Raw genomic sequence first — 25,649 nt, 5'->3', positions numbered from 1 at the left:
GCCCTAAGTAAAATTACGGGGAATAAATGGCGCGTTGTTATCGGCAAAATACAGCGATCGTTTAAAGGCGTTTCAATGTGAACCAATGGATGGAATTAGCGGGCGGCCTCGGCCTGTTTTTAGTCGGCATTATCCTGATGACCGACGGCCTCAAAGCACTGGCTGGCGATGCCCTACACCGGGCACTTTCGCGCTTTACCCGCAGCCCGACTAGTGGCGCCTTCACCGGCGCAGCAACCACGGCAATTCTGCAGTCTTCCAGCGCGACAACAGTGGCGGCGGTGGGCTTTGTTGGCGCGGGCTTATTGAGCTATCCCCAGGCCCTTGGGGTGATATTTGGTGCTAACCTCGGTACCACCGTTACGGGATGGATGGTCGCCCTGCTGGGCTTCAAGCTTGAGCTGAATACGCTGTTGTTGCCCTGTATTCTCGCTGGCGCCCTGGCGCAATTGTTTGGCCGGGGGCGCTGGCGTGCCGCCGGGCTGGCACTTGCGGGTTTTGGCCTGATCTTTGTTGGCATCGACGCGATGCAAGTGGGAATGTCCGGCTTAGAGGGGAGGATTACCCCGGACAGTTTCCCGGAGAATACTTGGCTGGGGCGTCTCCAACTGTTGTTGCTAGGGGCGCTAATTACGCTGATTACCCAATCCTCCAGTGCGGGCGTGGCTACTGCGTTAACCGCTGTGCACAGCGGCGCTTTGGAGTTTGAACAGGCGGCCGCGATGGTAATTGGTATGGACGTTGGCACCACTGCAACGGCGCTGTTTGCCACCCTGGGCGGCTCAGCCGAAACTCGGCGCACGGGATACTCCCATGTGGTGTACAACGTATTCACCGGGATTGCCGCTTTTATCATGCTGCTGCCCTACGTAGCGCTTTGGCAATGGTGGGCGCCCGGGGCGATATACGATCAGGCTGAGGTCGCCCTCGTGGCGTTTCACAGCTTGTTCAATCTGCTCGGCGTTATTTTGGTGTTGCCACTGGCGGGCCAGTTTGCGCGGTTCATGCTCTGGCTGGTGCCGGAGGCGCAGGAGCAATTCACCGGGCATTTGGATAAGCAATTATTGAAAGACCCCGCGATTGCCCTGGAGGCTGTGCGGCGCAGCTTGCGCTCACTGGTTGAAGCGCAGCTGCAATATTGCATTGTTTTGCTGCGCGACCAGCCATCAGCCAAGCCCGAGCGCCATCGTGAGCTTGACGATGCCATTGAGCGCTGCCAACGCTATGTAGACGATATCCACTTACGGCCCGACACGCCGGACAGCTGGCAGCGCCTGTTGGCGTGTATGCACGTCATTGACCATATGCAGCGCCTGCACCTGCGCTTGGCAGATCGCGAAACGGCTCAGCGCTGGCAGCGGCGCTCATCGCGCCACTTCGCGAAAATCTTTGTCTACTTGGATCAATTGCACAAACTCTCACCCTACGGGAGTCCCGACAGCAAGGCGGAGTAACGCATTCAGCTGCGTTTGCGCTTCGCCGCCGAGGCGCTTTTCGACGGCGGCATTCAGGTCGGCGCTCGGCTGGCCCTTATCTAGCAGGTCCGCGGCGTAAGTCAGCAGCTCGGGGACGCTTAGCGGCGCCGCCACATTTACCTCAGCCTGCGGTTCGGCGCCGCTAAGCGTCTGTAGGGCCTTGCAGAAGCGCTGGAAGTCGCCGTCACCCAGGCGGTGTTGCAGGCGTCGCTCTAGTTTCGTCATAACCGATACCGCATCGTCTATTAACTTAATGCCCGCTTCAGTCAGGTGAAGGCGCTGGCTGCGTCCGTCAGCGGGGTCACTGTGGCGCTCGACATAGCCCAATTCATCAAGCTGACGTGCGACGCGAGAAATGGCCTGGCTGGATACGCCATTGGCCTGTGCCAGTTCGCCAACACTGCTGCCCTCGGGGGCCAGGCAGGCGAGCACCTGGCCGTGGGTCATTTGCAAATGTGGGTGGCCGCGGGCAATGGTGCTCTGCATCAGGTGGCGCTGCAGGCTTCGGTTGATCATGCCGATCAGCATTGAAAAAGGCAGTTCCTCATCAATGCCAGTCCGGTTCGGTTCAAAGCCGGGCACGGCCATCTCAATGCAAATCCGCTGAGCATAGCGGCCCAAAAATGCCATCTCAGCGCTGCCGAGCTGCGCCACATAACGCTCATTGATGTCGGCCAGCTGCTGGTTTGCTGCAGCAATAAGCTGATTGCCGCGCGGGCTAAGGGCAATCAGCTTTGCGCGCTTGTCCAGCGGATCGGCTTGGCGCGCGATATACCCGGCCTCGCTTAAAGGGCGCAGGCTTTGCAGGCAAAGTTGTTTACTCATTGCCAGTCGCTGGGCTAGCTCGGTGAGCCGGTGTGGGCGTTGGCCCAGCAAGCTCATCGGCGCGGCGAAGTGCATGGCTAATCTCGTGAACCCCTGGGCGGCTAAGCCCTGCATGGTGGCTTGTTCACAGTCATTGCTGAGGGCATTGAGTTGTTTGAGCGGGTTGTTACGAAACCGCTCGAGTGCGGCTGAAGTCTGTGGCATGGCCTTGGGCGCCTGTTAATTCTGTAGCGCCAATTAATGTAACACATATTTATTAAAATATATTTAGTGTATTTACCTTTTGTGTGGGGCTGTGCTAGCGTACTCGGCAATAATAATGATAAGGAGTGCGCGATGGCGGCGGTGGAGTTCAATCCCTATTCCCATGCGGTTCATGAAGACCCCTATCCCTACTACCAGCGTTTGCGGGCCGAAGCGCCGGTTTACTACAACGCCGAGCACGGCTTTTGGCTGCTGAGCAAATGGGAAGACTGTTTTAACGCATTTCGCGATTTTAAAACCTTTAGCAGCATCAATGGCCCGGCCTTGGAGTCAGACCAAAGCGCGTCGGCGGGCTACCCCATGTTCATTAATATGGACCCGCCGGACCATACGCGTATTCGCAAGCTGTTATCGGGGCTGATGGTGCCCCAGCGTATTGCTGCTCTTGAAGACTACACGCGGCAAAAGGCCCGTTCGCTGATCGCGCCTCATCTGGCGCGCGGGGAGATGGACCTGATTCAGGACTTCAGCGCCATTCTGCCAATGGACGTGATCTCTACCATGATTCATGTGCCCGAGGCGGATCAAGCCGCGGTGCGCACCTGGGCAGATGAGCTGATCTACCGGGAAGATGGCCAGTTCGAGATCAGCGAAGCGAACGTCAACGCCTATTTTAAATTGGCCCAGTATTTTGACGACCTGTCCCGACAATTGGCTGAGCAGCCCTTCGATCCCGACGATATGTTCAGCTGCGTTTTACAGGCTGAGAAAGACGGCAAAATGACTCACGACGATGTCATTGGTTTTGGCATTTTGCTGGCGGTTGCCGGCAACGAAACCACCACCAAGTTGATCGGCAATATGGGCTACCGCTTGTGGCAGCACCCGCAGCAGCGCCAGTTGTTGATTGACGATCCCAGCCGCATCGCCGACGCGGTAGAGGAGACTCTGCGTTTCGATGGATCCACGCAAATGATCGGCCGAACGGTAACGAAAGATATCGAGATTCGCGGACAAAAGATTGCCGCTGGCGCGCGCGTGGGGCTGTGCATTATTTCCGCCAGTCGTGACGAAGAGCGCTATGAAAATGCCGATGTCTACGATGTATGCCGGGGAGCGCGCGACCACATGGCCTTCGGCGTGGGTATTCACGCCTGCCTGGGTTCGGCGTTGGCGCGCTTGGAGGTCAGGGTATGCTTCGAGGAGCTGCTAAAGGCGATTCCCGATTACGAATTGGACCTGTCGCGCAGTGACCGCACTCACAACCCTAATGTGCGCGGCTTTACTACTTTGCCAATGCGCTTTCGCCCGCGGCAGGCGGGCGAGATATGAGCGCCGTGCAGTGCGGCTTTATTGGTCTGGGGAATATTGGCAAACCGATGTGCGCCAATATTGCCCGCAAGGCCTCGTCACAGCATCTTGCCTTATCGGTATTCGATCTCGACCCCGCGCCCCTGGCAGAAATGCAGGCGCTGGGCGCCCGCGTTGTCGAAAGCGCAGAGGAACTGGCCCGCAATTGCTCGCTGATCGCGCTGTGCGTGCGCAATGACGCAGACGTTGAGCAACTGCTCTATGGCGAGGCCGGTATTTTTGCGGTGGCTGCACCCAAAACCGTTATTGCCATTCACAGCACTGTTACCCGAGACGGTGTCGTGCGCTGGGCCGCGGATGCCGCTGAGCGAGGGCTGGCGCTGGTCGATGCCCCTATCACCGGCGGCGCGGCGGGAGCGGCGGATGCCACGCTATGCATTATGGCCGGCGGCAGTAAAGCGGCAGTATCGCGCTGTCAGGCGATGTTTGCGTGTACGAGTAAAACGGTGGTGTATGCCGGTGAGGCGGGGCAGGCAACCGTACTGAAGCTGGCAAATAACCTGATGAACTATGCCGCTTTTTCGGCGATTTCTGAAGCGGCGCAATTGGTCAAATGCGCCGGTGCCGATCTCGATGCGCTCCATCAGGTAGGGCAGGCAAATGGCGTGATTACCACCATGATGAAGCAGTTTATCGACGGTCGTGACGGCGTGCGCGCCGCCTGCAGTGATGAGGATATGCGAGCGGTGTTTGGCCCTTTCGCAGCGCTGGCGGAGAAAGACCTGGATCACGCCCTCAGTTTGGCGGCGCAGCTCAATGTGGCGTTGCCGCTCACTGAAAGGGTGCGCCGCGATATCGACGATGTCTTTATGGCGATATCGCGCCCGGACGTCGAATAACAATAATAGGAGGTCACCATGGGCGTTGCTGATACCCGGCAGCCAGGTCACGGCGAGAGCCGCTTGTATATCAATGGCGAGCTGCGCCCCGCTGAGGGCGGTCGTCAGTATGAGAATATCAGCCCCTTGACTGAGACGGTGCTCGGGGTTGCCGCCGATGCCAGCTTGCGCGATGCCGATGAGGCGATTGACGCCGCGCGGCGGGCCTTTGATCACAGCGACTGGTCGACGGATCACGCCGCACGCCGCGCCTGTTTACAGCGCTTTGTGGACGGCCTAAATCGCCATCGCGACGCCCTGCGCGCAGCAGTTGCCGACGAAACCGGGGCGACCCAGTTCTTCGTTCACGGCCCGCAGTGCGACGGGCCAATTGCGATGGCGAACTGGCCTGTGGAGTATATGGCGTCCTTCCCCTGGCAGCGGGACATCGGTGAATACGAGGTGATGGGCGTTCGCAGCCGGCGCCTTGTGGTAAAGGAGGCCGCGGGCGTGGTGGCGGCTATTTCACCGTGGAATTTTCCCATTCAAATTAACCTGGCCAAGTGCCTGCCGGCCCTGGCCGCGGGCTGTACGGTGGTACTTAAGGCCGCTGCCGAAACGCCGTGGACGGCATCTCTGCTTGGCCGCATTGCCGCCGAGGCCGAGTTGCCCCCCGGTGTGTTCAATGTGCTCACCGCTAGCGATCCCGCTGAAATTGGCAATGCAATGACCCGAGATCCGCGTGTCGACGTGGTGTCTTTTACTGGCTCCACAGCGGTGGGCAGGCAGGTTATGCGCAACGCCGCGGATACCGTAAAACGGGTGTTTTTGGAGCTGGGCGGCAAGTCTGCAATGGTGCTGCTCGACGACGCCGACCTGCCCACTGCGCTGTTTGGCTCGCTGGCTATCTGCGCGCACAGCGGTCAGGGCTGCGCGATTACCACTCGCCTGTTAGTGCCCCGCAGTCGTCTTGCCGAAGCCGAAGAACTATTGTGCGCCTATGTAGGCGGCATGTCTTACGGCAGTGATGACACCAGTGGCGAAATGCAGGGGCCGCTGATCAGCGAGCGCCAGCGTCAGCGGGTGTTGGAATATATTGAGCTGGGCAAACAGGAAGGCGCGAGGCTGATACTGGGGGGCGGTATTCCCGCGCATACACGCGCTGGCTACTTTGTTGAGCCGACCATATTCAGCGATGTGCGCAATGATATGCGTATCGCGCAAGAGGAAATATTCGGGCCGGTATTGGTGGTCATCCCCTATGACGACGAAGCCGAGGCGCTGCACTTGTGCAACGACTCCATCTACGGCTTATCGGGCTCGGTGTACTCAGCCAGCGAAGAGCGTGCCCTGGCGTTTGCGCGGAAAATCCGCAGTGGCACGGTCAATGTCAATGGTGGCAACTTCCTCGGCCCCGATGCGCCTTTTGGCGGCTATAAGCAAAGCGGGGTCGGGCGAGAAATGGGGCCGGAGGGCTTTGAGGAATACCTGCAAACCAAAACCATTGCCATCGCCGTGTAGGAGGGGGCTATGAATAATTCTCTGAACGGTCGGGTCGTTGCGGTAACAGGGGCTTCCTCGGGCTTTGGCCTGGCGATGGCGCGGGCGCTGATTGCCGCCGTTGCGAAGGTGGGTCTGATCGCGCGCCGTGAAGCCCTTTTGCAGCAGCACTGTGATGAGCTGGGCGAGCGCAGCTTGGCGGTTGCTGCCGATATTACCGACAGCGCGCAAGCGCAATCGGCAATAGAAACGGTCGCTCACCATTTTGGTGGTCTGGACGCGTTGGTGAACAACGCCGGTCTGGCGCGCCCCGGCTTTGTTGAAGACTGGCAAGACGACGAGATTCATCAACAGTTGCAGCTCAATATTGCCGCGACGCTTTATTGCAGTCGCGCAGCCGCCCACCTGTTAAAGCAGTCTGCCAACCCCCGGTTGATCAATGTGAGCAGCGCTAGTGCCCAGCACCATGACGAAATGGCGGGCCTGTCGCTTTACGCGGCCAGCAAGGCCGCTGTTGAGCGGCTGAGTCGCGACCTGCGTCGTGAGTTTTCCCCGGCGGGTGTCGGCGTCAGTATTTTGCGCCCCGGTGCCGCGATGACGGATTTCGCTGCAGGTTGGACGTTTGAGCGCCTGCAGGCGGCGGTGCAGCAATGGCACCGTCAGGGGCCGTGGATGGATAGCGGTATGCAGGCAGAGCATGTCGCACAGGCACTGCTGTTCTGTTTGTCGATGCCGCGCGGGGTGTCGGTGGACTTGCTGGAAATTCGCCCTTGCACGCCAGTTGAAAAAGTCACCCTGTAAAGGAGAGAGAAATGGTTGCTATCACCTATGTTGAGCACGACGGCACCGAACACGCAGTCGATGTCGATGAACAGATGAGTTTGATGGAGGGCGCCACTTTGAACATGGTGCCCGGTGTCGAGGGGATGTGTGGTGGGATTTGCTCCTGTGCAACCTGCCACTGCTATATCCCCGAGGAATGGCAAAGCCAGATGCCGGCGCTCAGTGATGGCGAAAACAGCATGTTGGAGAATGCGATTGATCGCCGCGCCAACAGTCGTCTGGGCTGCCAGATTCCCGTGACGCCCGCGCTTGAGGGCATGCGTGTAGAGCTACCGGAAGAACAGGCCTAGGCCCTGCATTTACAATTAGAACGAGAAAATAATAATGAGTTTTCACAACAAAGTAGTGGTGGTTACGGGGGCGGGGCAGGGAATTGGCGAAGGCTATGCCAAACGCTGCGCCGCCGAGGGCATGCGGGTCGTGGTCGCCGAGCTAAATGCTGAGCAAGGCGAGCGGGTTGTGGCCGACATTCAGCAGGGTGGCGGTGAGGCGATGTTTGTGCGCACCGGCGTCGGTGATGAGGCCTCGTGTATTGCCTGTGCGGAGGCAGCGAAGTCCGCTTACGGCAAGATCGACTACCTCATTAACAATGCGGCGATCTTTGGCGACATGAAGATAGAAGGTTATATGAATGTCGATATGGACTACCTCGATACCTTCATGCGCGTGAATGTCCACGGCAGCCTGTTAATGGCGCGCGCCTGTGTTCCGCATATGCCGGAAGGCTCGGCGATAGTAAACCAGTCCTCCACGGCGGCGTGGATGAATATCGGTTTTTACGGCGTGGCCAAACTGGCACTCAATGGCCTGACCTGCTCGCTTGCCAACGAGCTGGGCTGGCGAAAAATTCGCATCAACGCCATCGCTCCCGGCCCCACCGAGACCCAGGGCTTGCGCAATACCGCAGGTGACTACGCCGACGAGTTGGTCAAGCAAATGCCACTGAGTCGTCTCGGCACGCCTGATGATATGGCCGATGCGGCACTGTTTTTGTTGTCCGATAAAGCCTCTTGGATCACCGGCCACATATTGAACGTGGACGGCGGTCAGTTTATGCGGGTTTAGGAGCGCTGCTATGACAGAGTCAAAACGTGAACGCGGTATCGAAAAGTTTAAAGAGGTGTATTGCAATGCCCTGCCCGAGCCACCCAAGGAAGGTGAAGACCGCTTTTTCGACTTCATGTTGGGCTCGCTGTTTGGCGACCTGTGGGACAACGATACCCTAAGCATTCGCGACCGCAGGCTGTTGCTGCTGGGGGCAATAGCGGCCCAGGGGGAGGACATGACCTTCACCATTCAGGCGCAGTCGGCGTTTACACGCGGGGAGCTGGATGAGGCCCAATTGGAGGAGGCCGTACTGTTTCTAACCCAGTATATTGGCTACCCAAGAGCCTCTAAAATGCGCATGGCGCTGATGGGGCTAATGGCCAAAATAAAGAAACAGGAGGGCGAGTAGCGTGGCAGACACGTCGCTAAGTGAACAGAATCGTCAGCGGGCCATCCGCTTTATTGAGTGCTTGTCGGCGGGCGACACCGAAGGTTTTTTAGCCTTTTATCACCCTGATGCGACCCTGTGGACCTCGGGCCGAACATTGATTTCCGGTCGTTATAATCTGGAAGAAATCTCGACGTCCGCAGTGGGCGTACTGGATGCCTTCCCAAATGGCCTTAAGTTCACGATCACCGCGACCACTGCCGAGGGTGAGCGCGTGGCGGTGGAGGCCGAGAGTCGCGGCGACCACAGCTCTGGTCAGCATTATCACAACCGTTACCACTTTCTCTTTCGCTTCAAAGACGGGCGCATTATCGAGCTGAAGGAATATATGGATACCGAGTTGGTGAGTGACATTCTGTGCGGTGGTCAGCGCCCGGCGGCGAATGGCTAAAGCACGGCTCTGCTGTTTGCCGACTTTGTTCGCGCAGAGGATTTAAGTCCGGCGAAAGCTGTGACACAGTTAGCGCTATCGATACCACGATGAGGCGTAAGCGTAATGGCCATATTGGCGCTGTATGTTTTTTTGGCGTTGGGCGTGTCTTTTCTCTGCTCACTGCTCGAAGCTGTGTTGTTAAGTGTTAACTCCTCCTATATTGCGGCGGGCTTGGCCAGTGGTCAGCGCACCGCGACCTGGTGGCAGCGCTGCAAAGAAGATATCGACAAACCTCTGGCGGCCATTCTCAGTTTGAATACCATCGCCCACACCGTGGGCGCGGCGGGGGCGGGCGCGCAGGCCACGGCACTGTTTGGCGAAGTGTATTTCGGGGTGATCTCCGCGGTACTCACCCTGTTGATTCTGGTCTTTTCCGAGATTATTCCCAAAACGCTGGGCGCGCGTTACTGGCGTCAGCTGGCACCCGCCTGCGCGCTTATTTTGAAATGGGTGCAGCGCTTGATGTCGCCGCTGGTCTGGCTCACCCAGTGGATAACCATCTTTTTCAGTCAGAAAGAAGAAGCCGCATCCGTTAGCCGTGCCGAGTTTGCCGCCCTTGCCGAGCTGGGTGTTGAGGAAGGAGTGTTCTCGCCGCGCGAAGCGCGGGCAGTGCGCAGCTTGCTGCATTTCAGTCGCCTAAAAGTGCGCGACGTGATGAGCCCGCGGCCGGTAATTTTTAGTTTGGATGGTGACAAAACCGCCGAGCAGGTTCTGGCTGAAAACCCCAGCCTGCCGTTCTCCCGTATTCCGATTTATCGCGACCAGGCCGATAACGTTTACGCCTTCGTGCGCAAAGACGAAATTTTACGCGCTGCGATTGAGGCGCCGGGCACAGTGCTGCACACCCTTCAGCGCCCACTGTTAATTGTGCCCGACAACTTGCCGCTGCGCGGCATGATTCAAAAGATGCTGGTACCCGGTAAACAAATGGCATTGGCCGTGGGCGAGTACGGCGAGTTGCACGGCTTGGTAACAACCGAGGATTTGGTGGAAACCTTGCTGGGCTTTGAAATTACCGACGAAACCGATGAAGTGGTCGATATGCAGGTATTTGCGCGTCAGCGCTGGGAGCAGCGCGCGCGGCAGATGGGCTTCCTACACGATGAGTTGGCCCATGGCGATAGCGACAAATCGCCGCAGTAGTGGAGTCGCCTCTGCGCGTTTTGGTATAACATCAGCCGTTTATTTTTTAGGATACAAGCGCCCAATGAAGAAATGGATAGTAGGGCTGTGCGTCGGCACGGTTATGTCGGGAAGTTCGCTATTGCAGGCAAATGAAAGCCCTGACCTGATTGCCGTGATGGGCGATATGCAGCGCTTTGCGCACAAACTGCAGCTGTCGCTGGATGCGAGCAACCTGACGCTGGCAGATTTTTATGCCCACGAGCTGGAAGCGGCGGTAAAGCAGGCCAGTGACATTGAAAGCTATGGCGACTATCCGGTAGGGCGCTTGTCGGCCAGTACGCTTAAACCGCTGGTGTTAAAGCTGGAAACGGCAATCGATAGCGGCGATGTCAGCCGAGCCAGCACGGCGTTTGATAAGTTGATTGATGGCTGCAATAGCTGTCACGAACTCACCGAGCACGGATACATCCATGTGCAGCGCAGCAGCGCGAATCCGTATATGCAGTCCTTTGCACCACGTTAGCGGCGGCGGGAATGCGCTGGTCATTCCCGCAGCACGGCTTAGCGGTCAGGCAGGGTGATGTTTAGCTCAAGTACCGAGCAGTTGCCGGCATTGTCCAAGGCCACTTCGACCTGATCCTGGTTCACATCCACGTACTTGCGTATCACTTCCAGCAGCTCTTGCTGAAGTTTTGGCAAATAGTCGGGCTGGTTCCGTTGATTGCGTTCGTGAGCAACAATGATTTGCAGCCGCTCTTTGGCGACGGCGGCGGTATCTTTTTTGTTGTTGCGGAAAAAGTCCAGGATGCTCATGCAGTCCTCCCGAACAGGCGCTTGAACAGGCCTTTTTGTTCCGCGTGAATAAAACGTTGCTCCACCTCTTCGCCGAGTAAGCGTGCCACGGCGTCGCTATAGGCTTGCCCCGCCGTGCTCTGGTCGTCGTGAATAACCGGAATACCCTGGTTTGACGCCTTCAATACGGTTTCTGACTCGGGGATAACACCCAGCAGTTTGGTTGCCAGAATTTCTTCGACATCTTCCACCGCCAGCATTTCGCCCTTGGCCGCGCGCTCCGGGTTGTAGCGGGTGAGTAGCAGGTATTCTTCCACGCGCTCGCCGTTTTCAGCGCGGCGGGATTTGCTCTGCAGAATACCGAGAATGCGGTCGGAGTCTCGCACTGAGCTTACCTCGGGGTTGGCAACCACGATCGCGGTGTCGGCGAAGTACAGCGCCATAAAGGCACCGTGCTCAATGCCCGCGGGTGAGTCGCAAATAATGTATTCAAAACCGTCGTCGGCGAGCTCTTTAAGTACGCGCTCTACACCGTCCATGCTCAGCGCATCTTTGTCGCGAGTTTGCGAGGCGGGGAGAATATACAAATTGTCGACGCGCTTATCTTTAATCAGTGCCTGGCGCAGCGTTGCGTCACCGTTGATCACATTGACAAAGTCATAGACAACGCGGCGCTCGCAGTTCATCACAATGTCGAGGTTGCGCAAACCAATATCAAAATCGATAACGGCAGTTTTGTGGCCGCGTAGCGCCAAGCCACTGCTGATTGCGGCACTGCTGGTGGTTTTACCCACGCCGCCCTTCCCGGAGGTCACGACAATAATTTTGGCCAAAGCAAGGCTCCCTTATATGTTGGCAGGGCGGGTTGCGCCCTTCTTTCAATTAACTGAGTGGTTGAATCTCTAATGTTTGCTCGTCGAGGCGAATCTTTGCGGCGGACTTCCAATGCTGGCCGCGAAAATCTTCATCCAGCTTAAAGGTTCCGGCGATAGATACCAGTTCGGCCTCCAAACTCTGACAAAATATTCGTGCAGAAGTGTCGCCGCGTACACCTGCCAGAGCGCGTCCGCGGAGTGCGCCGTAAACATGAATATTGCCATCGGCGAGTACTTCCGCGCCGGCTGATACCGACGACAGCACAATTAAGTCGCCGCCAGCGGCGTAAACCTGTTGGCCGGAGCGAATCGGCGTGTCGATCACTTTGCTGGGCCGCGCAGTGGGCGCCTCGCTGGTTGGCGCGGCGGTCTCTGGCTCTGCTTTGACCGCAACGCTCTCGGAAGCCTTGGAGGTGTCAGATGTATCGGCAGTTTCGCGAGCGGGGCGACCAGCGGGCATGATGGCCAGGCCGCAAGCGCGCGCCTGTTCCTGTATTGCGTCATCCGGGCTGCGCAGGGCGACGGGAATCAAGCCATGCTCGCGGCACAGTGCGGCCATTTCCTGCACGGGCGGCGCCAGCGTGCCCTGGTAGGGCTCTAGGTTGAGCACGACCGGGGTGTGCTGGAAAAAGGCCGGCGCTTCGGCGGCTTTGGCGCGCAACTGCTGCTCAAAGCAGCTGTGCTCATAGTCGCTGATATCGAGTTGCGTCAGCGGGAACAAGCCCGCTTTCAAGCGAAATTGCGGCGCGCTGCCGAAGGGGAGTTCTGCGTTTTGAGGTTTTGAATCCATGCGCTCAAGTGTACCGGAGTTTGCAATGAAAATGGCGGCTTCTTATAGCTTGATGTGGTGTTGGCCGCAAGTTGAAAACCCGCTTCCAGTGAGCGCACTGGCGCGGTCATTACTGGTGCACTACGCGCTGAATGCATCCCGCAGCGCCCTATAAAAGGGCGTTAGATGCGCGATTGATCGAAAAAACACCGACTTTCACTGCAATACTAATTTTTGAAAAGCTGGCATTAAAGCTGCAGTGACCTTGTTATTCGCCGCTGCGATAGTGAGTTATGCAGCGGCTACTTTTGCAGCGTAAGCCAGGAGGGCACCGATGCAAGTCATCCTTTAAAGCAGTAAGGAGTGGTGTCATGGTTTATTCGTCGTCTTTTGATTCGCCTCGCAAGTGGATCGTAGGTAGTGCACTGATGTTACTGACCGCCTGTGGCGGATCGGGAAGCTCATCGGGCGCAGGGGGGGAGGGAGGCGTAGTCGATGATCCCACCCCACCTGTGGTTGAAACACCAGTTTTCTCTGAAAGCCGCTTTGATGGCGCAGCGCCAGATGCCGACACGCAGGGCCCCTACCAGATTGCTGGCCCCATCGATTACCAATATGCCGCGGTGATGGCCACCCGCAATATTGATGATAGCGACGGCAGCAGCGTCGACCAGTTTGCCGACCCGGTGGATATTCTCGGTGTGATTCACTACCCGGTGGTAGACAGCGCCAGTGACATACCCGAAGACGGCTTTCCGCTGATTTTGTTCCAGCACGGCCGCCACTCAACGTGTTCGACTACTGGCGATGCCAGTGGCGACGAATCTTCTGGCACGGACTGCGAAGCAAACGGTTTAGTGCCTATCCGCTCGGATAAAGGCTATGACTATATCGCCGACACCATGGCCTCCCACGGCTATGTGGTGCTGTCGGTGGATGTGAATGACATCAACGCCCAGGACTCAGGTTCTAACGACCAGGGCATCACCGCCCGAGCGGAAGTGATATTGCACCACTTGGATATTTTCCGCGATATCGCCACCCAGCCCGACTCGGCTTACCACCAGGATGAGGCCGGTAATGACTTTAGTGTTTTGCTCGACAGCATTGACCTCAGCCGCATCGGCCTGATGGGGCACTCCCGGGGCGGTAATGGGGTTGCCAAAACCATCACCTACAACCAAGACCCGCAATTTCGCCGCACTAGCGATTTTGACCAGCCCCACGACATAAAGGCGGTGTTCTCTCTAGCACCTACTGATTTTGACTCCGAACTGCCGCTCAATACCGCCTGGGCCACTCTGTCACCCTACTGTGACGGCGACGTGTCGACCCTCCACGGCGTATATATGTATGACAATGTTCGCTACAACGCCGACGATGTGTCGCAGCCGCAATTCATGCTTACCGCGATGGGCGCCAATCACAATTACTACAACGACTTTTGGTTTAACGATGACGCCACCCTGAATGGCTTTGACCCCTACTGCACGGAAGCCTCGCCGGTAAGCGGTCGCTTTAGCCGCAGTGACCAGCGCCGCCATGGCGAGTTTTTGATCAGCAGCTTCCTGCGACTCTTCGCTGGCGGTGAAGAGCAATTCGCCGGGTATTGGAGCGCTGTGGATAGCGCGCCCGCCAGTGCCTGTCCAGAGGGGGTTGATACCTGTGACGAGCGACTGCATTTGTCCTTTCATCAGTCATCAGAAAACCTGATCGTCGTCGACAAAACGCTCAGCGAGGATTCGTTACTGATGAACGAATTTGGCGCCAATACATTTGACGGCTTCACCTTTACTGGCTGGTGCGCGCCAAATGGCGGTAGTTTGGAAGACTTACTGGGCATGAATGAAGACCGTTGCCCGTCGCCGTCAACCATCTCTAAAGCGCCGCAGGTGTTTGCCAACTATCTGGGAACGGGCGCCAGTATTGAATTTGCCCTGCCAGCCGAGGGTCTTGACGCCAGCGCGGCAGACTTTCTGACGCTGCGTATGGGGGTGAGTGTTACGCCGGAAAATGCCACCGGCCAGGATCTGCATCTCACGCTCAGCGATGTGTCTGGCAACGCCGTGACCTTGCTCGCCAGTGACTACAGCGACGCGCTGTATTTTCCGCCGGGGCTGATGGTATCGGCGCGCGATACCGGAGCCAAGACGGTCATTAATATGCTGCCGTTCCGACTGGATGCCAAAGTGATTCACGATGCCGGTGTCGACCTCAGTGCGCTGTCGTCAATTAAATTAGCCTTTGACCAAAAGCCCGCGGGCACCTTTCAGCTGACCGATGTGCTGTTTCAGACCGTCCCCTACCGCTAACACTTTTAGTGCGTGACCACTCTCCCGGGTGGTCGTTTCACAGCTTGCGCCCGCCCTCGGGCGCTTTTTTGTTTCTGGACGATAAATCCGGGCTTTTCTTGTTTTTCGTATTGACGAAAGAGGAGAAAACTTATGGCGACAACAGGCATTGCGCAACGCAGCTACCTGCTGGCAGGTGCGCTGGGTGCGATACCGTTTATTGCAGCGCTGTGGGCCGTGTATGTCGGCGGCAGTTGGGCCGGCCTGACCGGCCAGGTGGCGTTGCACAGTTATGGCGTGGCCATCACCGCTTTTATGGCGGGAACGCTTTGGGGAGGGACCTTTTCAGCACCGTGCTTCAACGATGCCTTGCTGGGAATGGCGGCGGCGATCGCGGTGGCATTTACGGTATGGATGCCAATGGCGCAAGCCTACCTTACGTTGGCCATCCTACTCGGTATTCTCTGGTGTTATGACTTGTTTCGCTATTACCGCTATGGCTTACCCAGCTGGTATATCAGTTTGCGCTGCTGCCTTAGCAGCGTTGCGATCGCCTGCTTACTCGCCGGGCTGTTCATTGTGCGCCTGGCTTAATTACGCAGGCGCCTGCGAACTTGAGCGAAGCGGTAGGCGCCCCAAATGCCGATGGCGGCGCCGGCGGCGACTAAGCCCCATGCCAAACTGACCAGCAGCGCTTGTTGAGCGTAGAAATGAAGGATGGCCGCACCAGCAGCGGCGAAGGCGAGGGCGCTGCGCAAATAGGCAAGCAGCGTGCGTTCATTGGCGAGAAGGGTGCGCTCTAAGGCGAGCTGGTCGCGTACTTGGCTGTCTTCCATGTGGCGCTCCTGTGTAAAGGTGCAAACACTATAGCGTGTCGATATTCTCCAGGCACCAGTCGGCGCGTTGCAACACGGCTTGTTGCTTGTCATCAGCCATCTTATCCCAGCTTTTGTAAACCATGCCCACCCTCGGGTTACGCGCAAAATTCTCGCGGTGGCGCAGCATAAAATGCCAGTACAGGCTATTTAAAGGGCAGCTTCGCTCGCCTGTTTTTTCTTTCACCTTGTAGTGGCAGTCGCCGCAGTAGTCGCTCATTTTGTTCATGTAGTTACCGCTCGCGGCGTAGGCTTTACTGGCCACCAAGCCGCCATCGGCGTACTGGCTCATGCCGCGAGTATTGGGCATTTCCACCCACTCCAGGGCATCGATATAAATGCCCAGGTACCAGCTGTCGACCGCATCGGGATGAATGCCAGCCAGCAGCGCAAAGTTCCCAGTGACCATTAGGCGTTGGATATGATGGGCGTAGGCGTGCGTCAGCGACTGGTCTATTGCCTGCTTCAGGCAGTGCATGTGTGTCTCGCCGTTCCAATACCAACGCGGCAGCGGTCGCTGGGCATTCAGGGCATTGCGCTCGCCGTAGTCGGGCATATTTGCCCAATAAACGCCGCGCACAAATTCTCGCCAGCCTAAAATTTGGCGGATAAAACCCTCGATTTGCGCAATATCTATCGCGCCATCGCTTCGCTCAAAGGCATTCAGAGATGCATCAATCACCTGCTTTGGCGACAACAGCTTGCTGTTCATCGCAAAGGCGAGGCGCGAGTGATAAAGGCTCCACCGATGCTCGCTACGTGCAGTCATGGCGTCTTGAAAGCGCCCGAAGTTCGGTAGCAGCTGCTCACAAAAATACGTGAGCAGTTGCAGGGCCTGCTGGCGGGTAATCGGCCAGGGAAGCTCGTCGCCGTCCTGGCCGATGCTGGCGATGTTGTGGCGGGCAATGCGCTCGCGAATCGGCCCAACGGGGTTGGCAAAACACAGCGCCTCGGGGATGCCGTCGAGGTCCTCAGCACTGAGCTTGTTGCGGTTATCTGCATCGTAATTCCACCGCCCGCCACGGGGCTCATCGCCGTTTTCCCCGTCCATTAACACATGAAAGCGTTTGCGCATTTTGCGATAGAAAAATTCCATTTTCTGGGCTTTGCCTGCCGTAAAATACTGCCCCAGTTCCGCAAAGGGCAGCATGAAGTGCTCGCTGTCTACGCAGTGATGCTGCACGCCATTTGCTAGTGTCAGCGCTTGTAACTGCTGGTGCACCCGGTACTCGTCAGGTTGCTGATACTCCAGCTGTGAAACCCCGTAGTGGCGGCATAAGCGTTGCAGCAGGGCGTTGAGATCGGCGTCTTCTGCAGTGTCATCCAAGTTCAGGTGCAGGACATGGTGGCCCGCTTTTTTTAGCGCCTTGGCAAACTGCTCCATGGCGGCGAAAAAGCCGCACAGTTTCTGAATGTGATGTCGGCAGTAGCTGGCTTCTTGATGCAGCTCGGCAATAACGTAAAGGGTTTGATCGTCGTGCTCTCGGTACCAGCTGTGGCTGGCATTCAGTTGGTCACCGAGAATCAATCGCAGGCGTTGATACTGGCGCATTATCCGGCTCGCTTCGTCGGGGTGGTGTTGAGTTTGGGGCGCACATGCGTGGCCAAGATACGCTGGGCTTCTTGCTTAACATCGGGGCGGGCGCGCCACTGCCAGAACACGCTTCGTGCTGTTTTCCCGCTGACGCTAATATCGACGATGGGTAACGGGTAATCCTTGCCCGGTGTGAAGTGATACATGGCCGCCTCCAGCGGTGGAATATGCCACGGTTGATGGATGACGGGGCTGGGCAGGTTTGCCAGCTCTGGCAACCACTGGCGAATAAAGGTTCCCTCGGGGTCGTGCTCCTGGGATTGTTTAACAGGGTTGTAGATACGCAGCGTATTGATCCCGGTAACGCCGGCTTGCATTTGCATTTGTGGGTAGTGAATGCCGGGCTCGAAATCCAGAAATAGTGATGCCAGGTGCCGGCTACCCCGCGTCCAATTGATCCGTAGGTGATGGCAGAGAAAGCTCACTAACATGGCGCGCATCCGAAAGTTGATGTAACCGGTGGCCTGCAGGCAGCGCATGCAGGCATCCACTAAAGGATAGCCGGTTTTACCCGATTGCCAGGCGATGAGGTCGCGCTCCGCGTCTTCCCCCTCCCGCCATGGAAACGCCTCGTAGGCGCGATTGAGTGGCCGCGTCTCCATTTCACATTCACTTTCAAATTTCTGCATAAAGTGGCAGTGCCAGTGAAGCCGTGAGGAAAAGGCGACATGGCTGCGAGACCAGCCCGGCGTGCGCCAGCGCGCGAGTAAATATTGATAGACCTCGCGCAGGCTAATGCAGCCCCACGCCAAGTATGGCGACAGACGGGAACAGGCTGCGCGACTCAGCTCAGGGCTGGACAGTGAGCGGTAGTAGTCCTTGCCACGGTGCTCAAAGAAGCTGTGCAGGGTTTGCCAGGCGGCATCAGCGCCGCCCTGCTGAAAGGCGGCATTTGGGCTTGTCCAGCTTGCCGGTGGCTGCATGTCAAAGCCGTTTGGCTGCAGTGGTTCTGCAAATGTGGCGCTATTCATTGACGGCGCGGCCGGTGATGCGCGCATGACTTTCTGCCATCGACTGTCCCAACCGTGCCGATGCGTTGCGCCGCGCTGAACAGCGCCGCTAGGGCTTTGCTGCCAGTGTATGTTTGATGCGGTGAAGAACGCGGCAAGCCGACGGTCGCGAGCAAACGTGGAGGCCAGCCCGATTTCCTGGTGGCTGAAAACGGTGTCGATGGTAAGGCGCTGCTGCAGAGCGGAAAAAATTGCCAGTGCCTCGCCGTGCAATACCTGAACGTGTCCGCCAAAGGGTTTCAGCGCGGTTTGCATGGCTTCCAGTGATTGCCACACAAAGCGCCAGTGACGCTCATCATAGTGGGGGTCGGCCAGTAATTCCGGTTCGAAAATGTATAGAAGTAGTACCGGTCCGCCCGCCGCGCAGGCGTTGGCAAGGGGGGCGTGGTCGCTGAGGCGAAGGTCGCGCTTTAACCACACCAGTTGAATGGCGCGGCTCATTGCCCCTCTCTCAGGATGGGCCAGTCAACGATATCGATATGGTCGAGCTCGACGGCGGTGGCGTCCTCGCCGAGCCAGTGACGGCGGAATTCACCATCGGGGTCGAACTGTTCGGTTTGCTTATTCAGGTCAAAGTGTCGGTGTCCGCGCGGGTCAGCGCCAACACCTGCCAGATACTGCCAATTCCCCCAATTGCTGGCGACGTCGTAATCGATAAGCTGGCGCTGAAAATAGGCCGCGCCGTAGCGCCAGTCCAGCCCCATCTCATGGACGAAGCAACTCGCGACGATCTGCCGCCCTCGGTTACTCATATAGCCGCTGGCATTTAGCTCGCGCATACACGCATTAACGAGCGGGTAGGGCGTTGTGCCCTCGCACCACTGGCGAAAGCGTTGTGGGTAAAAGCTGGTTAACGGTTTTTGGTGCTTAATGCCTGAAAATGAAAACAGGTCTGCGCCGTGGCGCAGGGCATAGAACTGGAAGTACTCCCGCCAAAGCAACTCAACGTAAATCCACTCGGTGGAGCCATTGCGCTGTACGCTTTGCTCGTAGTCGATCAGCGTATCGAGCAGTCGTCTGGGCGACAGGCAGCCGTTTGCCAGCCAGGCAGAAAACTTGGTCGAGGTCTCCCACCCCCACAGTGCATTGCGTGTTGCTTTGTACTGGGTGGGCAGCGCTGTTGAAAAATAGTTTTTCAAGTGAGCGATGGCGGCCGTTTCACCGCCAATAAATCGTTGCTCGCCAGCGGCGCTGTAACCTGCGTGGCTCTCGGTGCGCCAGCCGGCAGGTGGCGGCGGAAGCGAAGCGGGTGCGGCGAGCGCGGGGCTGGGGAGCTGGTCGCCGAGTTTGCGGCGAAATTTTGAAAAGCTTTCGGGCAGGCCACCCAGGGAAAACGGCAGCTCGTCGACTTCAAACAAACAGTGATTATTGGCCTCGATAAAACGGCAGTCGGGGAGCTGTTGTTGCAGGGCTTGCCACTGTCGGCGCTCATCCAGCCCGATGGCCTGTGCCTGCGCGATGACTGCAACGTCGTAGCGCTCGACCAGCGCCGGAATCGTGCGCCCTGCCGACGCCTCGACAATGGTAAGCCGCTGGCCCATCGAGGCCAGTTGCGCCTGTAGGTCGCGCAGACTCTCCTGGATAAATTTCAGGCGGTGGCTGCCCAGAGCCGGGGTTTGGCAGAACCGAGGCCGGAATAACTCTGGGTCCAGGCAATATACGAGCAACAACTCGTCTACTTGACTGGCAATGCGCCGCAGCGCTGCATTGTCGTGCAGACGAAGGTCATTGCTGAATAAAAATAGTCCTCGGCGCATGCCTAACCCCAGTAGTGATCTCTAGAACTTATAGGGTGTCGGGAAGGCTTTGGATTTGCGAGAAGGTGGCGGGAAAACAAGGCCCCCACCCCGGGGGAGTGGGGCGAGAGCCTAAAAGGGAGCTGGCCTACTTCGCCGCGAGGCGGCGCAGGATATAAAGTGCCAGCAGAGTGCTGAGCGCACCGGAGAGCAGGTAGCCGGACACAGCGGTCAAACCGAAGTGCACAGACAGACCCAGTGCGATCAGCGGGGCAAAGGCTGCGCCGAACAACCAGGCGAAGTCAGAAGTCAGTGCCGCACCGGCATAGCGGAAGCGCGGGGCAAAGTTGTCGGTAACGGTTCCCGACGATTGGCCGTATGACAAACCGAGCAGCGTGAAGCCGATCAGGATGAAGGCGTTTTGCGCACCCGCCGAGCCGCCGAGTAGTGCGGGGGCAAAGGCGGCGAAGGCAGCGATCAGCACCGCCATTGAGGCAACCAGCGCTCGCTTACCGAGGCGGCTGGCAATCAGGCCCGAGGCGAGGGTTGCGACAACGCCGATCACACCACCGAAGATTTGCACGGTCAGCACATTGGTGATGACCTGAGAGTTCTGCAGCGAGATCCACGACAGCGGGAAAATCGTCACAATGTGGAACAGAGCATAGCTGGCCAGTGCGGCGAAGGCGCCGAGGAAGATCGTTGGGCCTTCTTCATCGAGCATTTTCTTGGTGCTGACCGGCTCCAGTTCTTTCTCTTCCATCGCCAGTGTGTACTCTTCGGTGAGCACCAGGCGCAGCCGTGCGAACAGGGCGACAACGTTAATTGCGAAGGCGACAAAGAAGGGGTAGCGCCACGCCCAGTTTTGGAAATCTTCCTGGCTTACGCTGAGTGTTAGGTACAAGAACAATGCATTGGCAAGCAGGAAGCCGATAGGCGCACCCAGCTGGCCGAACATGGTATACCAGTTGCGCTTAGCCGGGGGCGCATTCAATGCGAGCAGCGATGGTAGGCCGTCCCATGAGCCGCCTAACGCAAAGCCCTGCAAGATTCGAAACACGGCAAGCAGGAAGATGGCGCTGCCACCCAGGCTGGCGTAGCTTGGCAAAAAGGCGATGCCCGCCGTCGCGGTTCCCAACAGGAAGAGCGATACGGTTAGCTTAACGCTTCGGCCCCAGCGGCGCTGAATGGCCATGAATAGTGCGGTGCCGAAGGGGCGAGCAACGAAAGCCATAGCGAAAATGGCAAAGCCATAGAGCATGCCATTTAGCGAGTCAGTAAAAGGAAAGAAGACATGCGGGAAGACCAGCACGCAGGCGATACCGAACACGAAGAAGTCAAAATGCTCGGAAGCTCTGCCAATAATGACGCCCACTGCTATCTCGCTGGGGGCGACTGGAGAGTGTCCCGCTGGGGTTTTCATGTCCTCAGCTGTTGAGGTATTTGCTGTTAAATTTGCCATAGTCAGAAGGTGTTTTCCGCCCGTAGTACTCTGAGTGACACGAAGCCTAACGGCTTTGTTTGAAAGCGAACATAGGACAAATTGTCCAATTCTCACTCCCTATTCGTTCACGTACAGTCCACAACCCAATGCAATAACTGGACAAGCGTGTAGCGATGACAGTGTTCAAAACCCTTATCAAATCATTAGCTGCGACGGCGGGCGTCGCAATGATCAGTGGCTGCGACTGGGTTGTTATGTCGCCCTCGGGCGATATCGCCGCTCAGCAGGCTGACCTGATTATTTGGGCAACGGTACTTATGTTAATAATCGTTGTGCCCGTCATTGCGCTGACGCTGCTGTTTGCTTGGCGCTATCGCGCGTCGAACAAAAAAGCAACATACCAGCCCGACTGGGATCACTCAACGCATTTGGAGTTAGTGATCTGGGCGGCGCCGCTGGCAATCATTATTGCCCTGGGCGCGATGACCTGGGTGAGTACTCACCAACTCGACCCTTACCGCCCGCTCGATCGCGTGGATGAAGGCAAGCCGGTCCCGGCCGGTGTCGAGCCGCTGATCGTGGAAGTGGTCGCGATGGATTGGAAGTGGTTGTTCTTCTACCCCGAGTACGATGTGGCGGCGGTTAACGAGCTGGCGGCACCGCTGGATCGTCCGATCAAATTTAAGATCACCGCAACAACGATGATGAACTCGTTTTTCATCCCGGCCCTGGCGGGCCAGATCTACGCCATGGGTGGCATGGAAACGCAGTTGCACGCCGTCATTAATGAGGAAGGCGTCTACGACGGTTTCTCTGCTAACTACTCCGGTGCTGGCTTTAACGGTATGCGCTTTAAATTCCACGGCAAGACCGACGAAGGCTTTGCTCAGTGGCTGGACACCGTTAAAAGCCAGGGCACCGAGTTGAGCCGTACCGCGTATAAAGAGCTGGAGAAACCCAGTCAGTATGACCCGGTTCGCTACTTCAACACGGTGATGCCTGGCCTCTACGACGCCATTCTTAACCGCTGCGTTGATCCCGGCACGCTGTGCATGAAGGACATGATGGGCGGCCACAGTGGTCATCAGGATCACAGTCAACACGAGGCAGATCACCATGCGCATTGATGCCTCACATTTTGAGCGGGTTGCAGCGCAGCCCTTCCATTCACCCGAACAGCGCCTGGGGCGCCGGTAATTCCCATGTCTGACACGTTCGACCTAGGTAAAATGATTTTTGGCCGACTCAGTCTGGAGGCCATTCCTTACCACGACCCAATTATTGTGGCGACTTTCGCCATGGTAGCGATTGGTGGTGTTGCTCTGCTGGTTGCGGTTACTCGCGCCAAGCTGTGGGGCTACTTGTGGACCGAATGGTTTACCAGTATCGATCATAAACGCATCGGTGTGATGTATATGATTCTGGGTATTGTGATGATGCTGCGCGGCTTTGCCGACGCGATCATGATGCGTATCCAGCAGGCCATCGCGTTTGGTGATTCCATGGGCTACCTGCCGCCGGATCACTACGACCAGATCTTCACCGCCCACGGCGTGATTATGATCTTCTTCGTGGCCATGCCCTTCGTGGTCGGCATTATGAACTACATCGTGCCGCTGCAAATCGGTGCCCGCGATGTCGCCTTCCCCTTCCTAAACAACTTCAGCTTCTGGATGACGGCCTCGGGCGCGATTCTGGTGATGATGTCACTGTTCGTGGGTGAGTTCGCGAAATCAGGCTGGCTGGCCTACCCGCCATTGACCGGGATACTGCAAAGTCCGGGCGTGGGGGTGGACTACTATATTTGGGCCCTGCAGATTGCCGGGGTCGGTACACTGCTGTCGGGCGTCAACTTCGTGGTTACTATCGTGAAGATGCGGGCACCGGGCATGTCGATGATGAAAATGCCGGTATTCACCTGGACAGCGCTGTGCACTAACGTCCTGATTGTGGCGGCTTTCCCCGTGCTGACTGCGGTGCTGGCGATGCTGTCTATGGATCGCTACCTCGACACTAACTTCTTCACCAACGACCTTGGCGGTAACGCCATGATGTACGTGAACCTGATCTGGATTTGGGGTCACCCCGAAGTCTATATCCTAATCCTGCCACTGTTTGGTGTGTTCTCAGAAATTGTGGCGACCTACAGCGGCAAGCGTCTGTTCGGTTACTCGTCGATGGTCTATGCGACAGTGGTCATTACCATCCTGTCCTACCTGGTATGGCTGCACCACTTCTTCACCATGGGAAGCGGGGCAACGGTGAATAGCTTCTTCGGCATCACCACCATGATCATCTCGATCCCGACCGGTGCCAAGGTGTTCAACTGGCTGTTTACCATGTATCGCGGTCGTATCAAGTTTGACGTGCCCATGCTGTGGACGGTCGGCTTTATGGTGACCTTTGTTATCGGCGGTATGACGGGAGTACTGTTGGCTGTGCCTTCCGCTGACTTTGTACTGCACAACAGCCTGTTCCTGATTGCTCACTTCCACAATGTGATTATCGGTGGTGTGGTCTTCGGTGTGTTTGCGGCTATCGCCTACTGGTACCCGAAAGTAACGGGATACAAGCTGGATCCCTTCTGGGGCAAGATGACCTTCTGGTTCTGGATTATCGGTTTCTATCTGGCCTTTATGCCGCTGTACGTACTGGGCCTGATGGGCGTAACGCGTCGCATGAGCCACTTTGACGATCCGTCACTGCAGATCTGGTTCCAGATCGCGCTGGTCGGCGCCGTGTTAGTCGGCATCGGTATTATCTGCTTCCTGCTGCAGTTCTATTTCAGCTATCGCAAGCGCGACCAACTGCGCGACGAAACCGGTGATCCCTGGGATGGCCGTACTTTGGAGTGGTCGACTACGTCGCCCCCGCCGCAGTACAACTTTGCCTTTACCCCGCGCGTGCATGACAACGACGCCTGGTGGCAAATGAAGGCCAACGGTGTGAAGCGGCCTCAAGACGGCTTCTTACCGATCCACATGCCGAAAAACACAGCGGCGGGGATGGTGATTGCCGGTATCAGCACGGTGCTGGGCTTTACCCTGATCTGGCACATGTGGCTGCCCGCGGCGCTGTCGCTGGTGGCGCTGATTCTGGCGACCATCGTGCATACCTTTAACTACGATCGCGATTACCACATCCCCGCTGATGAGGTGGCGCGCATCGAAACGCAAGCAAGTGAGGTGAAAGCCTAATGTCACATCCCACTGCCACGGCTGCGACGAAAAACGGCGACCTGGAGTTTTTCGTGCGCGGCGATCACCACGCTCCTAACGGTACGCTGCTGGGTTTCTGGTTGTACCTGATGAGCGACTGCCTCATCTTTGCGGCACTGTTTGCAACCTATGGGGTACTGAGCCAAAGCTTTGCCGGTGGCCCCACTGGTGCCGACTTGTTCGACCTGCCGCTGGTGGCGATCAACACCGCCTTCTTGTTGCTGTCGTCGATCACCTACGGCTTTGCGCTGCTGCAAATGCAGCAGAACAAGCTGCAGGGCACACTGCTCTGGCTGGCGCTCACCGGCGTGTTGGGCACGGCGTTTTTAAGCGTTGAGCTGTATGAGTTCTACCACCTGATTCATCAGGGAGCGGGCCCACAGCGCAGTGCGTTTCTAACCGCCTTCTTTGCATTGGTCGGTACCCACGGCTTGCACGTAACCATTGGTGTGATTTGGTTGGTAACGCTGTTGCTGCAGCTGTCTAAGCACGGCCTGACCTTAACGAATCGCCGCCGGGTATTTTGTCTGTCGATGTTCTGGCACTTCCTTGATGTCATTTGGATTGGTGTCTTTACCTTTGTCTATCTGATGGGGTCTATGTCATGAGCGATCATCACGATCACGAACACCACGAAGAGCTACCGCACGCGTCCTTTAGCGGCTATATGATTGGCTTTTTGGCGTCGGTGTTTCTCACTGCCATTCCATTCTGGCTGGTTATGGGCAATGTCTTCGACTCCAATAGCACGACTGCGATGGTGATCCTCGGGTTCGCCGTTGTGCAGATTCTGGTGCACATGGTGTACTTCCTGCACATGAATTTTCAGTCCGAAGGCGGCTGGAATATGCTGTCGCTACTATTTACAGCGGTGCTGCTGTTCATCACTTTGTTCGGTTCATTGTGGGTTATGTACAACATGAATGTCCGCATGATGCCGGGGATGATGTAAGGCG

General features: G+C 57.2%; 26 protein-coding genes. 17 read left to right on the top strand and 9 right to left on the bottom strand.

What is annotated here, in order from left to right; all coding sequences use genetic code 11:
• The first annotated feature begins 77 nt into the window (after positions 1-77).
• Positions 78-1,454, top strand: a complete 1,377-nt coding sequence (locus tag HNR64_RS00250) for a Na/Pi symporter (RefSeq protein ID WP_204994639.1) — start codon at positions 78-80, stop codon at positions 1,452-1,454.
• Here the strand turns inward: HNR64_RS00250 and HNR64_RS00245 are convergent.
• Positions 1,419-2,504 carry a MarR family winged helix-turn-helix transcriptional regulator gene (locus HNR64_RS00245; RefSeq protein WP_204994638.1) on the bottom strand — a complete coding sequence of 362 codons (1,086 nt, stop codon included), beginning with the start codon at positions 2,502-2,504 and terminating at the stop codon, positions 1,419-1,421. The genes HNR64_RS00250 and HNR64_RS00245 overlap by 36 nt on opposite strands.
• A 132-nt stretch (positions 2,505-2,636) precedes the next feature.
• Between HNR64_RS00245 and HNR64_RS00240 the strand changes: the two genes are divergently transcribed.
• The 10 genes from HNR64_RS00240 to HNR64_RS00195 all read left to right on the top strand — a co-directional run bounded on the left by HNR64_RS00240 (position 2,637) and on the right by HNR64_RS00195 (position 10,612).
• Complete coding sequence (locus HNR64_RS00240) at positions 2,637-3,836, top strand: cytochrome P450 (protein ID WP_204994637.1); 1,200 nt, start codon at positions 2,637-2,639, stop codon at positions 3,834-3,836.
• The gene (locus HNR64_RS00235) at positions 3,833-4,714 is read left to right on the top strand and encodes an NAD(P)-dependent oxidoreductase (protein ID WP_204994636.1); all 882 of its coding nucleotides are present in this window, start codon (positions 3,833-3,835) and stop codon (positions 4,712-4,714) included. The genes HNR64_RS00240 and HNR64_RS00235 overlap by 4 nt, the downstream gene beginning before the upstream one ends.
• An 18-nt stretch (positions 4,715-4,732) precedes the next feature.
• The gene (locus tag HNR64_RS00230; RefSeq protein ID WP_204994635.1) at positions 4,733-6,214 is read left to right on the top strand and encodes an aldehyde dehydrogenase family protein; all 1,482 of its coding nucleotides are present in this window, start codon (positions 4,733-4,735) and stop codon (positions 6,212-6,214) included.
• Between the two features lie 9 nt (positions 6,215-6,223).
• Positions 6,224-6,994 (top strand): SDR family oxidoreductase, encoded by a 771-nt coding sequence (locus HNR64_RS00225; protein WP_204994634.1) that lies wholly within the window; start codon positions 6,224-6,226, stop codon positions 6,992-6,994.
• Between the two features lie 11 nt (positions 6,995-7,005).
• Entirely contained in the window at positions 7,006-7,326 is a 321-nt protein-coding gene (locus HNR64_RS00220) for a 2Fe-2S iron-sulfur cluster-binding protein (protein ID WP_204994633.1), read from the top strand.
• A gap of 34 nt (positions 7,327-7,360) precedes the next feature.
• Positions 7,361-8,101, top strand: coding sequence for an SDR family oxidoreductase (locus HNR64_RS00215; RefSeq protein WP_204994632.1), 741 nt, complete (start codon positions 7,361-7,363; stop codon positions 8,099-8,101).
• A gap of 10 nt (positions 8,102-8,111) precedes the next feature.
• The gene (locus tag HNR64_RS00210; protein ID WP_204994631.1) at positions 8,112-8,492 is read left to right on the top strand and encodes a carboxymuconolactone decarboxylase family protein; all 381 of its coding nucleotides are present in this window, start codon (positions 8,112-8,114) and stop codon (positions 8,490-8,492) included.
• A gap of 1 nt (position 8,493) precedes the next feature.
• Positions 8,494-8,922, top strand: coding sequence for a nuclear transport factor 2 family protein (locus HNR64_RS00205; protein WP_338061794.1), 429 nt, complete (start codon positions 8,494-8,496; stop codon positions 8,920-8,922).
• 105 nt (positions 8,923-9,027) lie between these two features.
• On the top strand, positions 9,028-10,107 hold the full coding sequence (locus tag HNR64_RS00200) for a CNNM domain-containing protein (RefSeq protein WP_204994630.1): 1,080 nt from the start codon (positions 9,028-9,030) through the stop codon (positions 10,105-10,107).
• 64 nt (positions 10,108-10,171) lie between these two features.
• A complete protein-coding gene (locus HNR64_RS00195) occupies positions 10,172-10,612 on the top strand; it encodes a hypothetical protein (protein WP_204994629.1) in 441 nt (146 codons plus the stop codon).
• A 38-nt stretch (positions 10,613-10,650) separates the two neighbouring features.
• Here HNR64_RS00195 and minE read toward each other — a convergent pair whose 3' ends face one another.
• From minE to minC, 3 genes are read right to left on the bottom strand one after another with little or no spacing between them, the layout of a single operon-like run.
• Positions 10,651-10,902: a cell division topological specificity factor MinE gene (gene minE, locus HNR64_RS00190; protein ID WP_027873106.1), complete on the bottom strand. Its 252-nt coding sequence runs from the start codon at positions 10,900-10,902 to the stop codon at positions 10,651-10,653.
• Positions 10,899-11,714: a septum site-determining protein MinD gene (minD, locus tag HNR64_RS00185; RefSeq protein WP_204994628.1), complete on the bottom strand. Its 816-nt coding sequence runs from the start codon at positions 11,712-11,714 to the stop codon at positions 10,899-10,901. The genes minE and minD overlap by 4 nt, the downstream gene beginning before the upstream one ends.
• A gap of 49 nt (positions 11,715-11,763) precedes the next feature.
• Positions 11,764-12,546, bottom strand: coding sequence for a septum site-determining protein MinC (gene minC / locus HNR64_RS00180; protein WP_204994627.1), 783 nt, complete (start codon positions 12,544-12,546; stop codon positions 11,764-11,766).
• A gap of 350 nt (positions 12,547-12,896) precedes the next feature.
• Here minC and HNR64_RS00175 point away from each other — a divergent pair, with 350 nt between their 5' ends.
• Positions 12,897-14,837 carry an alpha/beta hydrolase gene (locus HNR64_RS00175; protein WP_204994626.1) on the top strand — a complete coding sequence of 647 codons (1,941 nt, stop codon included), beginning with the start codon at positions 12,897-12,899 and terminating at the stop codon, positions 14,835-14,837.
• 132 nt (positions 14,838-14,969) lie between these two features.
• A complete protein-coding gene (locus HNR64_RS00170) occupies positions 14,970-15,410 on the top strand; it encodes a DUF3429 domain-containing protein (protein WP_204994625.1) in 441 nt (146 codons plus the stop codon).
• Here HNR64_RS00170 and HNR64_RS00165 read toward each other — a convergent pair.
• The 5 genes from HNR64_RS00165 to HNR64_RS00145 form a co-directional block, all read right to left on the bottom strand.
• Complete coding sequence (locus tag HNR64_RS00165) at positions 15,407-15,652, bottom strand: DUF202 domain-containing protein (RefSeq protein ID WP_204994624.1); 246 nt, start codon at positions 15,650-15,652, stop codon at positions 15,407-15,409. The genes HNR64_RS00170 and HNR64_RS00165 overlap by 4 nt on opposite strands.
• A gap of 28 nt (positions 15,653-15,680) precedes the next feature.
• Entirely contained in the window at positions 15,681-17,243 is a 1,563-nt protein-coding gene (locus HNR64_RS00160; protein WP_204994623.1) for a cryptochrome/photolyase family protein, read from the bottom strand.
• Positions 17,243-18,736, bottom strand: a complete 1,494-nt coding sequence (locus HNR64_RS00155; RefSeq protein WP_204994622.1) for an FAD-binding domain-containing protein — start codon at positions 18,734-18,736, stop codon at positions 17,243-17,245. Before HNR64_RS00155 ends, HNR64_RS00160 begins: the two co-directional genes overlap by 1 nt.
• Positions 18,733-20,052: a DASH family cryptochrome gene (locus HNR64_RS00150; protein ID WP_204994621.1), complete on the bottom strand. Its 1,320-nt coding sequence runs from the start codon at positions 20,050-20,052 to the stop codon at positions 18,733-18,735. The genes HNR64_RS00155 and HNR64_RS00150 overlap by 4 nt, the downstream gene beginning before the upstream one ends.
• Before the next feature lie 127 nt (positions 20,053-20,179).
• Complete coding sequence (locus HNR64_RS00145; RefSeq protein ID WP_239547395.1) at positions 20,180-21,454, bottom strand: MFS transporter; 1,275 nt, start codon at positions 21,452-21,454, stop codon at positions 20,180-20,182.
• A gap of 194 nt (positions 21,455-21,648) precedes the next feature.
• Between HNR64_RS00145 and cyoA the strand changes: the two genes are divergently transcribed.
• The 4 genes from cyoA to cyoD all read left to right on the top strand — a co-directional run bounded on the left by cyoA (position 21,649) and on the right by cyoD (position 25,645).
• Entirely contained in the window at positions 21,649-22,602 is a 954-nt protein-coding gene (cyoA, locus tag HNR64_RS00140; RefSeq protein WP_204994619.1) for a ubiquinol oxidase subunit II, read from the top strand.
• A 75-nt stretch (positions 22,603-22,677) separates the two neighbouring features.
• Complete coding sequence (cyoB, locus tag HNR64_RS00135; protein WP_338061793.1) at positions 22,678-24,672, top strand: cytochrome o ubiquinol oxidase subunit I; 1,995 nt, start codon at positions 22,678-22,680, stop codon at positions 24,670-24,672.
• Positions 24,672-25,301 (top strand): cytochrome o ubiquinol oxidase subunit III, encoded by a 630-nt coding sequence (cyoC, locus tag HNR64_RS00130; protein ID WP_204994618.1) that lies wholly within the window; start codon positions 24,672-24,674, stop codon positions 25,299-25,301. The genes cyoB and cyoC overlap by 1 nt, the downstream gene beginning before the upstream one ends.
• Positions 25,298-25,645, top strand: coding sequence for a cytochrome o ubiquinol oxidase subunit IV (cyoD, locus tag HNR64_RS00125; protein ID WP_027873096.1), 348 nt, complete (start codon positions 25,298-25,300; stop codon positions 25,643-25,645). The genes cyoC and cyoD overlap by 4 nt, the downstream gene beginning before the upstream one ends.
• The last annotated feature ends 4 nt before the right edge of the window (positions 25,646-25,649 follow it).

This window comes from Spongiibacter marinus, assembly GCF_016906995.1.
GTDB classification, from domain to species: domain Bacteria; phylum Pseudomonadota; class Gammaproteobacteria; order Pseudomonadales; family Spongiibacteraceae; genus Spongiibacter; species Spongiibacter marinus.
The sequence above is the reverse complement of the archived record's forward strand: the minus strand, read 5'-3'. Positions and strand labels throughout refer to the sequence as shown.

Coding starts and splice junctions, on each gene's coding strand:
- HNR64_RS00240 (WP_204994637.1), top strand. CDS start 2,637: ATGGCGGCGGTGGAGTTCAATCCCTATTCCCATGCGGTTCATGAAGAC.
- HNR64_RS00165 (WP_204994624.1), bottom strand. CDS start 15,652: ATGGAAGACAGCCAAGTACGCGACCAGCTCGCCTTAGAGCGCACCCTT.
- minE (WP_027873106.1), bottom strand. CDS start 10,902: ATGAGCATCCTGGACTTTTTCCGCAACAACAAAAAAGATACCGCCGCC.
- HNR64_RS00195 (WP_204994629.1), top strand. CDS start 10,172: ATGAAGAAATGGATAGTAGGGCTGTGCGTCGGCACGGTTATGTCGGGA.
- HNR64_RS00160 (WP_204994623.1), bottom strand. CDS start 17,243: ATGCGCCAGTATCAACGCCTGCGATTGATTCTCGGTGACCAACTGAAT.
- cyoB (WP_338061793.1), top strand. CDS start 22,678: ATGTCTGACACGTTCGACCTAGGTAAAATGATTTTTGGCCGACTCAGT.
- cyoC (WP_204994618.1), top strand. CDS start 24,672: ATGTCACATCCCACTGCCACGGCTGCGACGAAAAACGGCGACCTGGAG.
- HNR64_RS00215 (WP_204994632.1), top strand. CDS start 7,361: ATGAGTTTTCACAACAAAGTAGTGGTGGTTACGGGGGCGGGGCAGGGA.
- HNR64_RS00225 (WP_204994634.1), top strand. CDS start 6,224: ATGAATAATTCTCTGAACGGTCGGGTCGTTGCGGTAACAGGGGCTTCC.
- HNR64_RS00200 (WP_204994630.1), top strand. CDS start 9,028: ATGGCCATATTGGCGCTGTATGTTTTTTTGGCGTTGGGCGTGTCTTTT.
- HNR64_RS00220 (WP_204994633.1), top strand. CDS start 7,006: ATGGTTGCTATCACCTATGTTGAGCACGACGGCACCGAACACGCAGTC.
- HNR64_RS00230 (WP_204994635.1), top strand. CDS start 4,733: ATGGGCGTTGCTGATACCCGGCAGCCAGGTCACGGCGAGAGCCGCTTG.
- cyoA (WP_204994619.1), top strand. CDS start 21,649: ATGACAGTGTTCAAAACCCTTATCAAATCATTAGCTGCGACGGCGGGC.
- cyoD (WP_027873096.1), top strand. CDS start 25,298: ATGAGCGATCATCACGATCACGAACACCACGAAGAGCTACCGCACGCG.
- HNR64_RS00170 (WP_204994625.1), top strand. CDS start 14,970: ATGGCGACAACAGGCATTGCGCAACGCAGCTACCTGCTGGCAGGTGCG.
- HNR64_RS00245 (WP_204994638.1), bottom strand. CDS start 2,504: ATGCCACAGACTTCAGCCGCACTCGAGCGGTTTCGTAACAACCCGCTC.
- HNR64_RS00155 (WP_204994622.1), bottom strand. CDS start 18,736: ATGAGCCGCGCCATTCAACTGGTGTGGTTAAAGCGCGACCTTCGCCTC.
- HNR64_RS00235 (WP_204994636.1), top strand. CDS start 3,833: ATGAGCGCCGTGCAGTGCGGCTTTATTGGTCTGGGGAATATTGGCAAA.
- HNR64_RS00210 (WP_204994631.1), top strand. CDS start 8,112: ATGACAGAGTCAAAACGTGAACGCGGTATCGAAAAGTTTAAAGAGGTG.
- minC (WP_204994627.1), bottom strand. CDS start 12,546: ATGGATTCAAAACCTCAAAACGCAGAACTCCCCTTCGGCAGCGCGCCG.
- HNR64_RS00150 (WP_204994621.1), bottom strand. CDS start 20,052: ATGCGCCGAGGACTATTTTTATTCAGCAATGACCTTCGTCTGCACGAC.
- HNR64_RS00145 (WP_239547395.1), bottom strand. CDS start 21,454: ATGAAAACCCCAGCGGGACACTCTCCAGTCGCCCCCAGCGAGATAGCA.
- HNR64_RS00175 (WP_204994626.1), top strand. CDS start 12,897: ATGGTTTATTCGTCGTCTTTTGATTCGCCTCGCAAGTGGATCGTAGGT.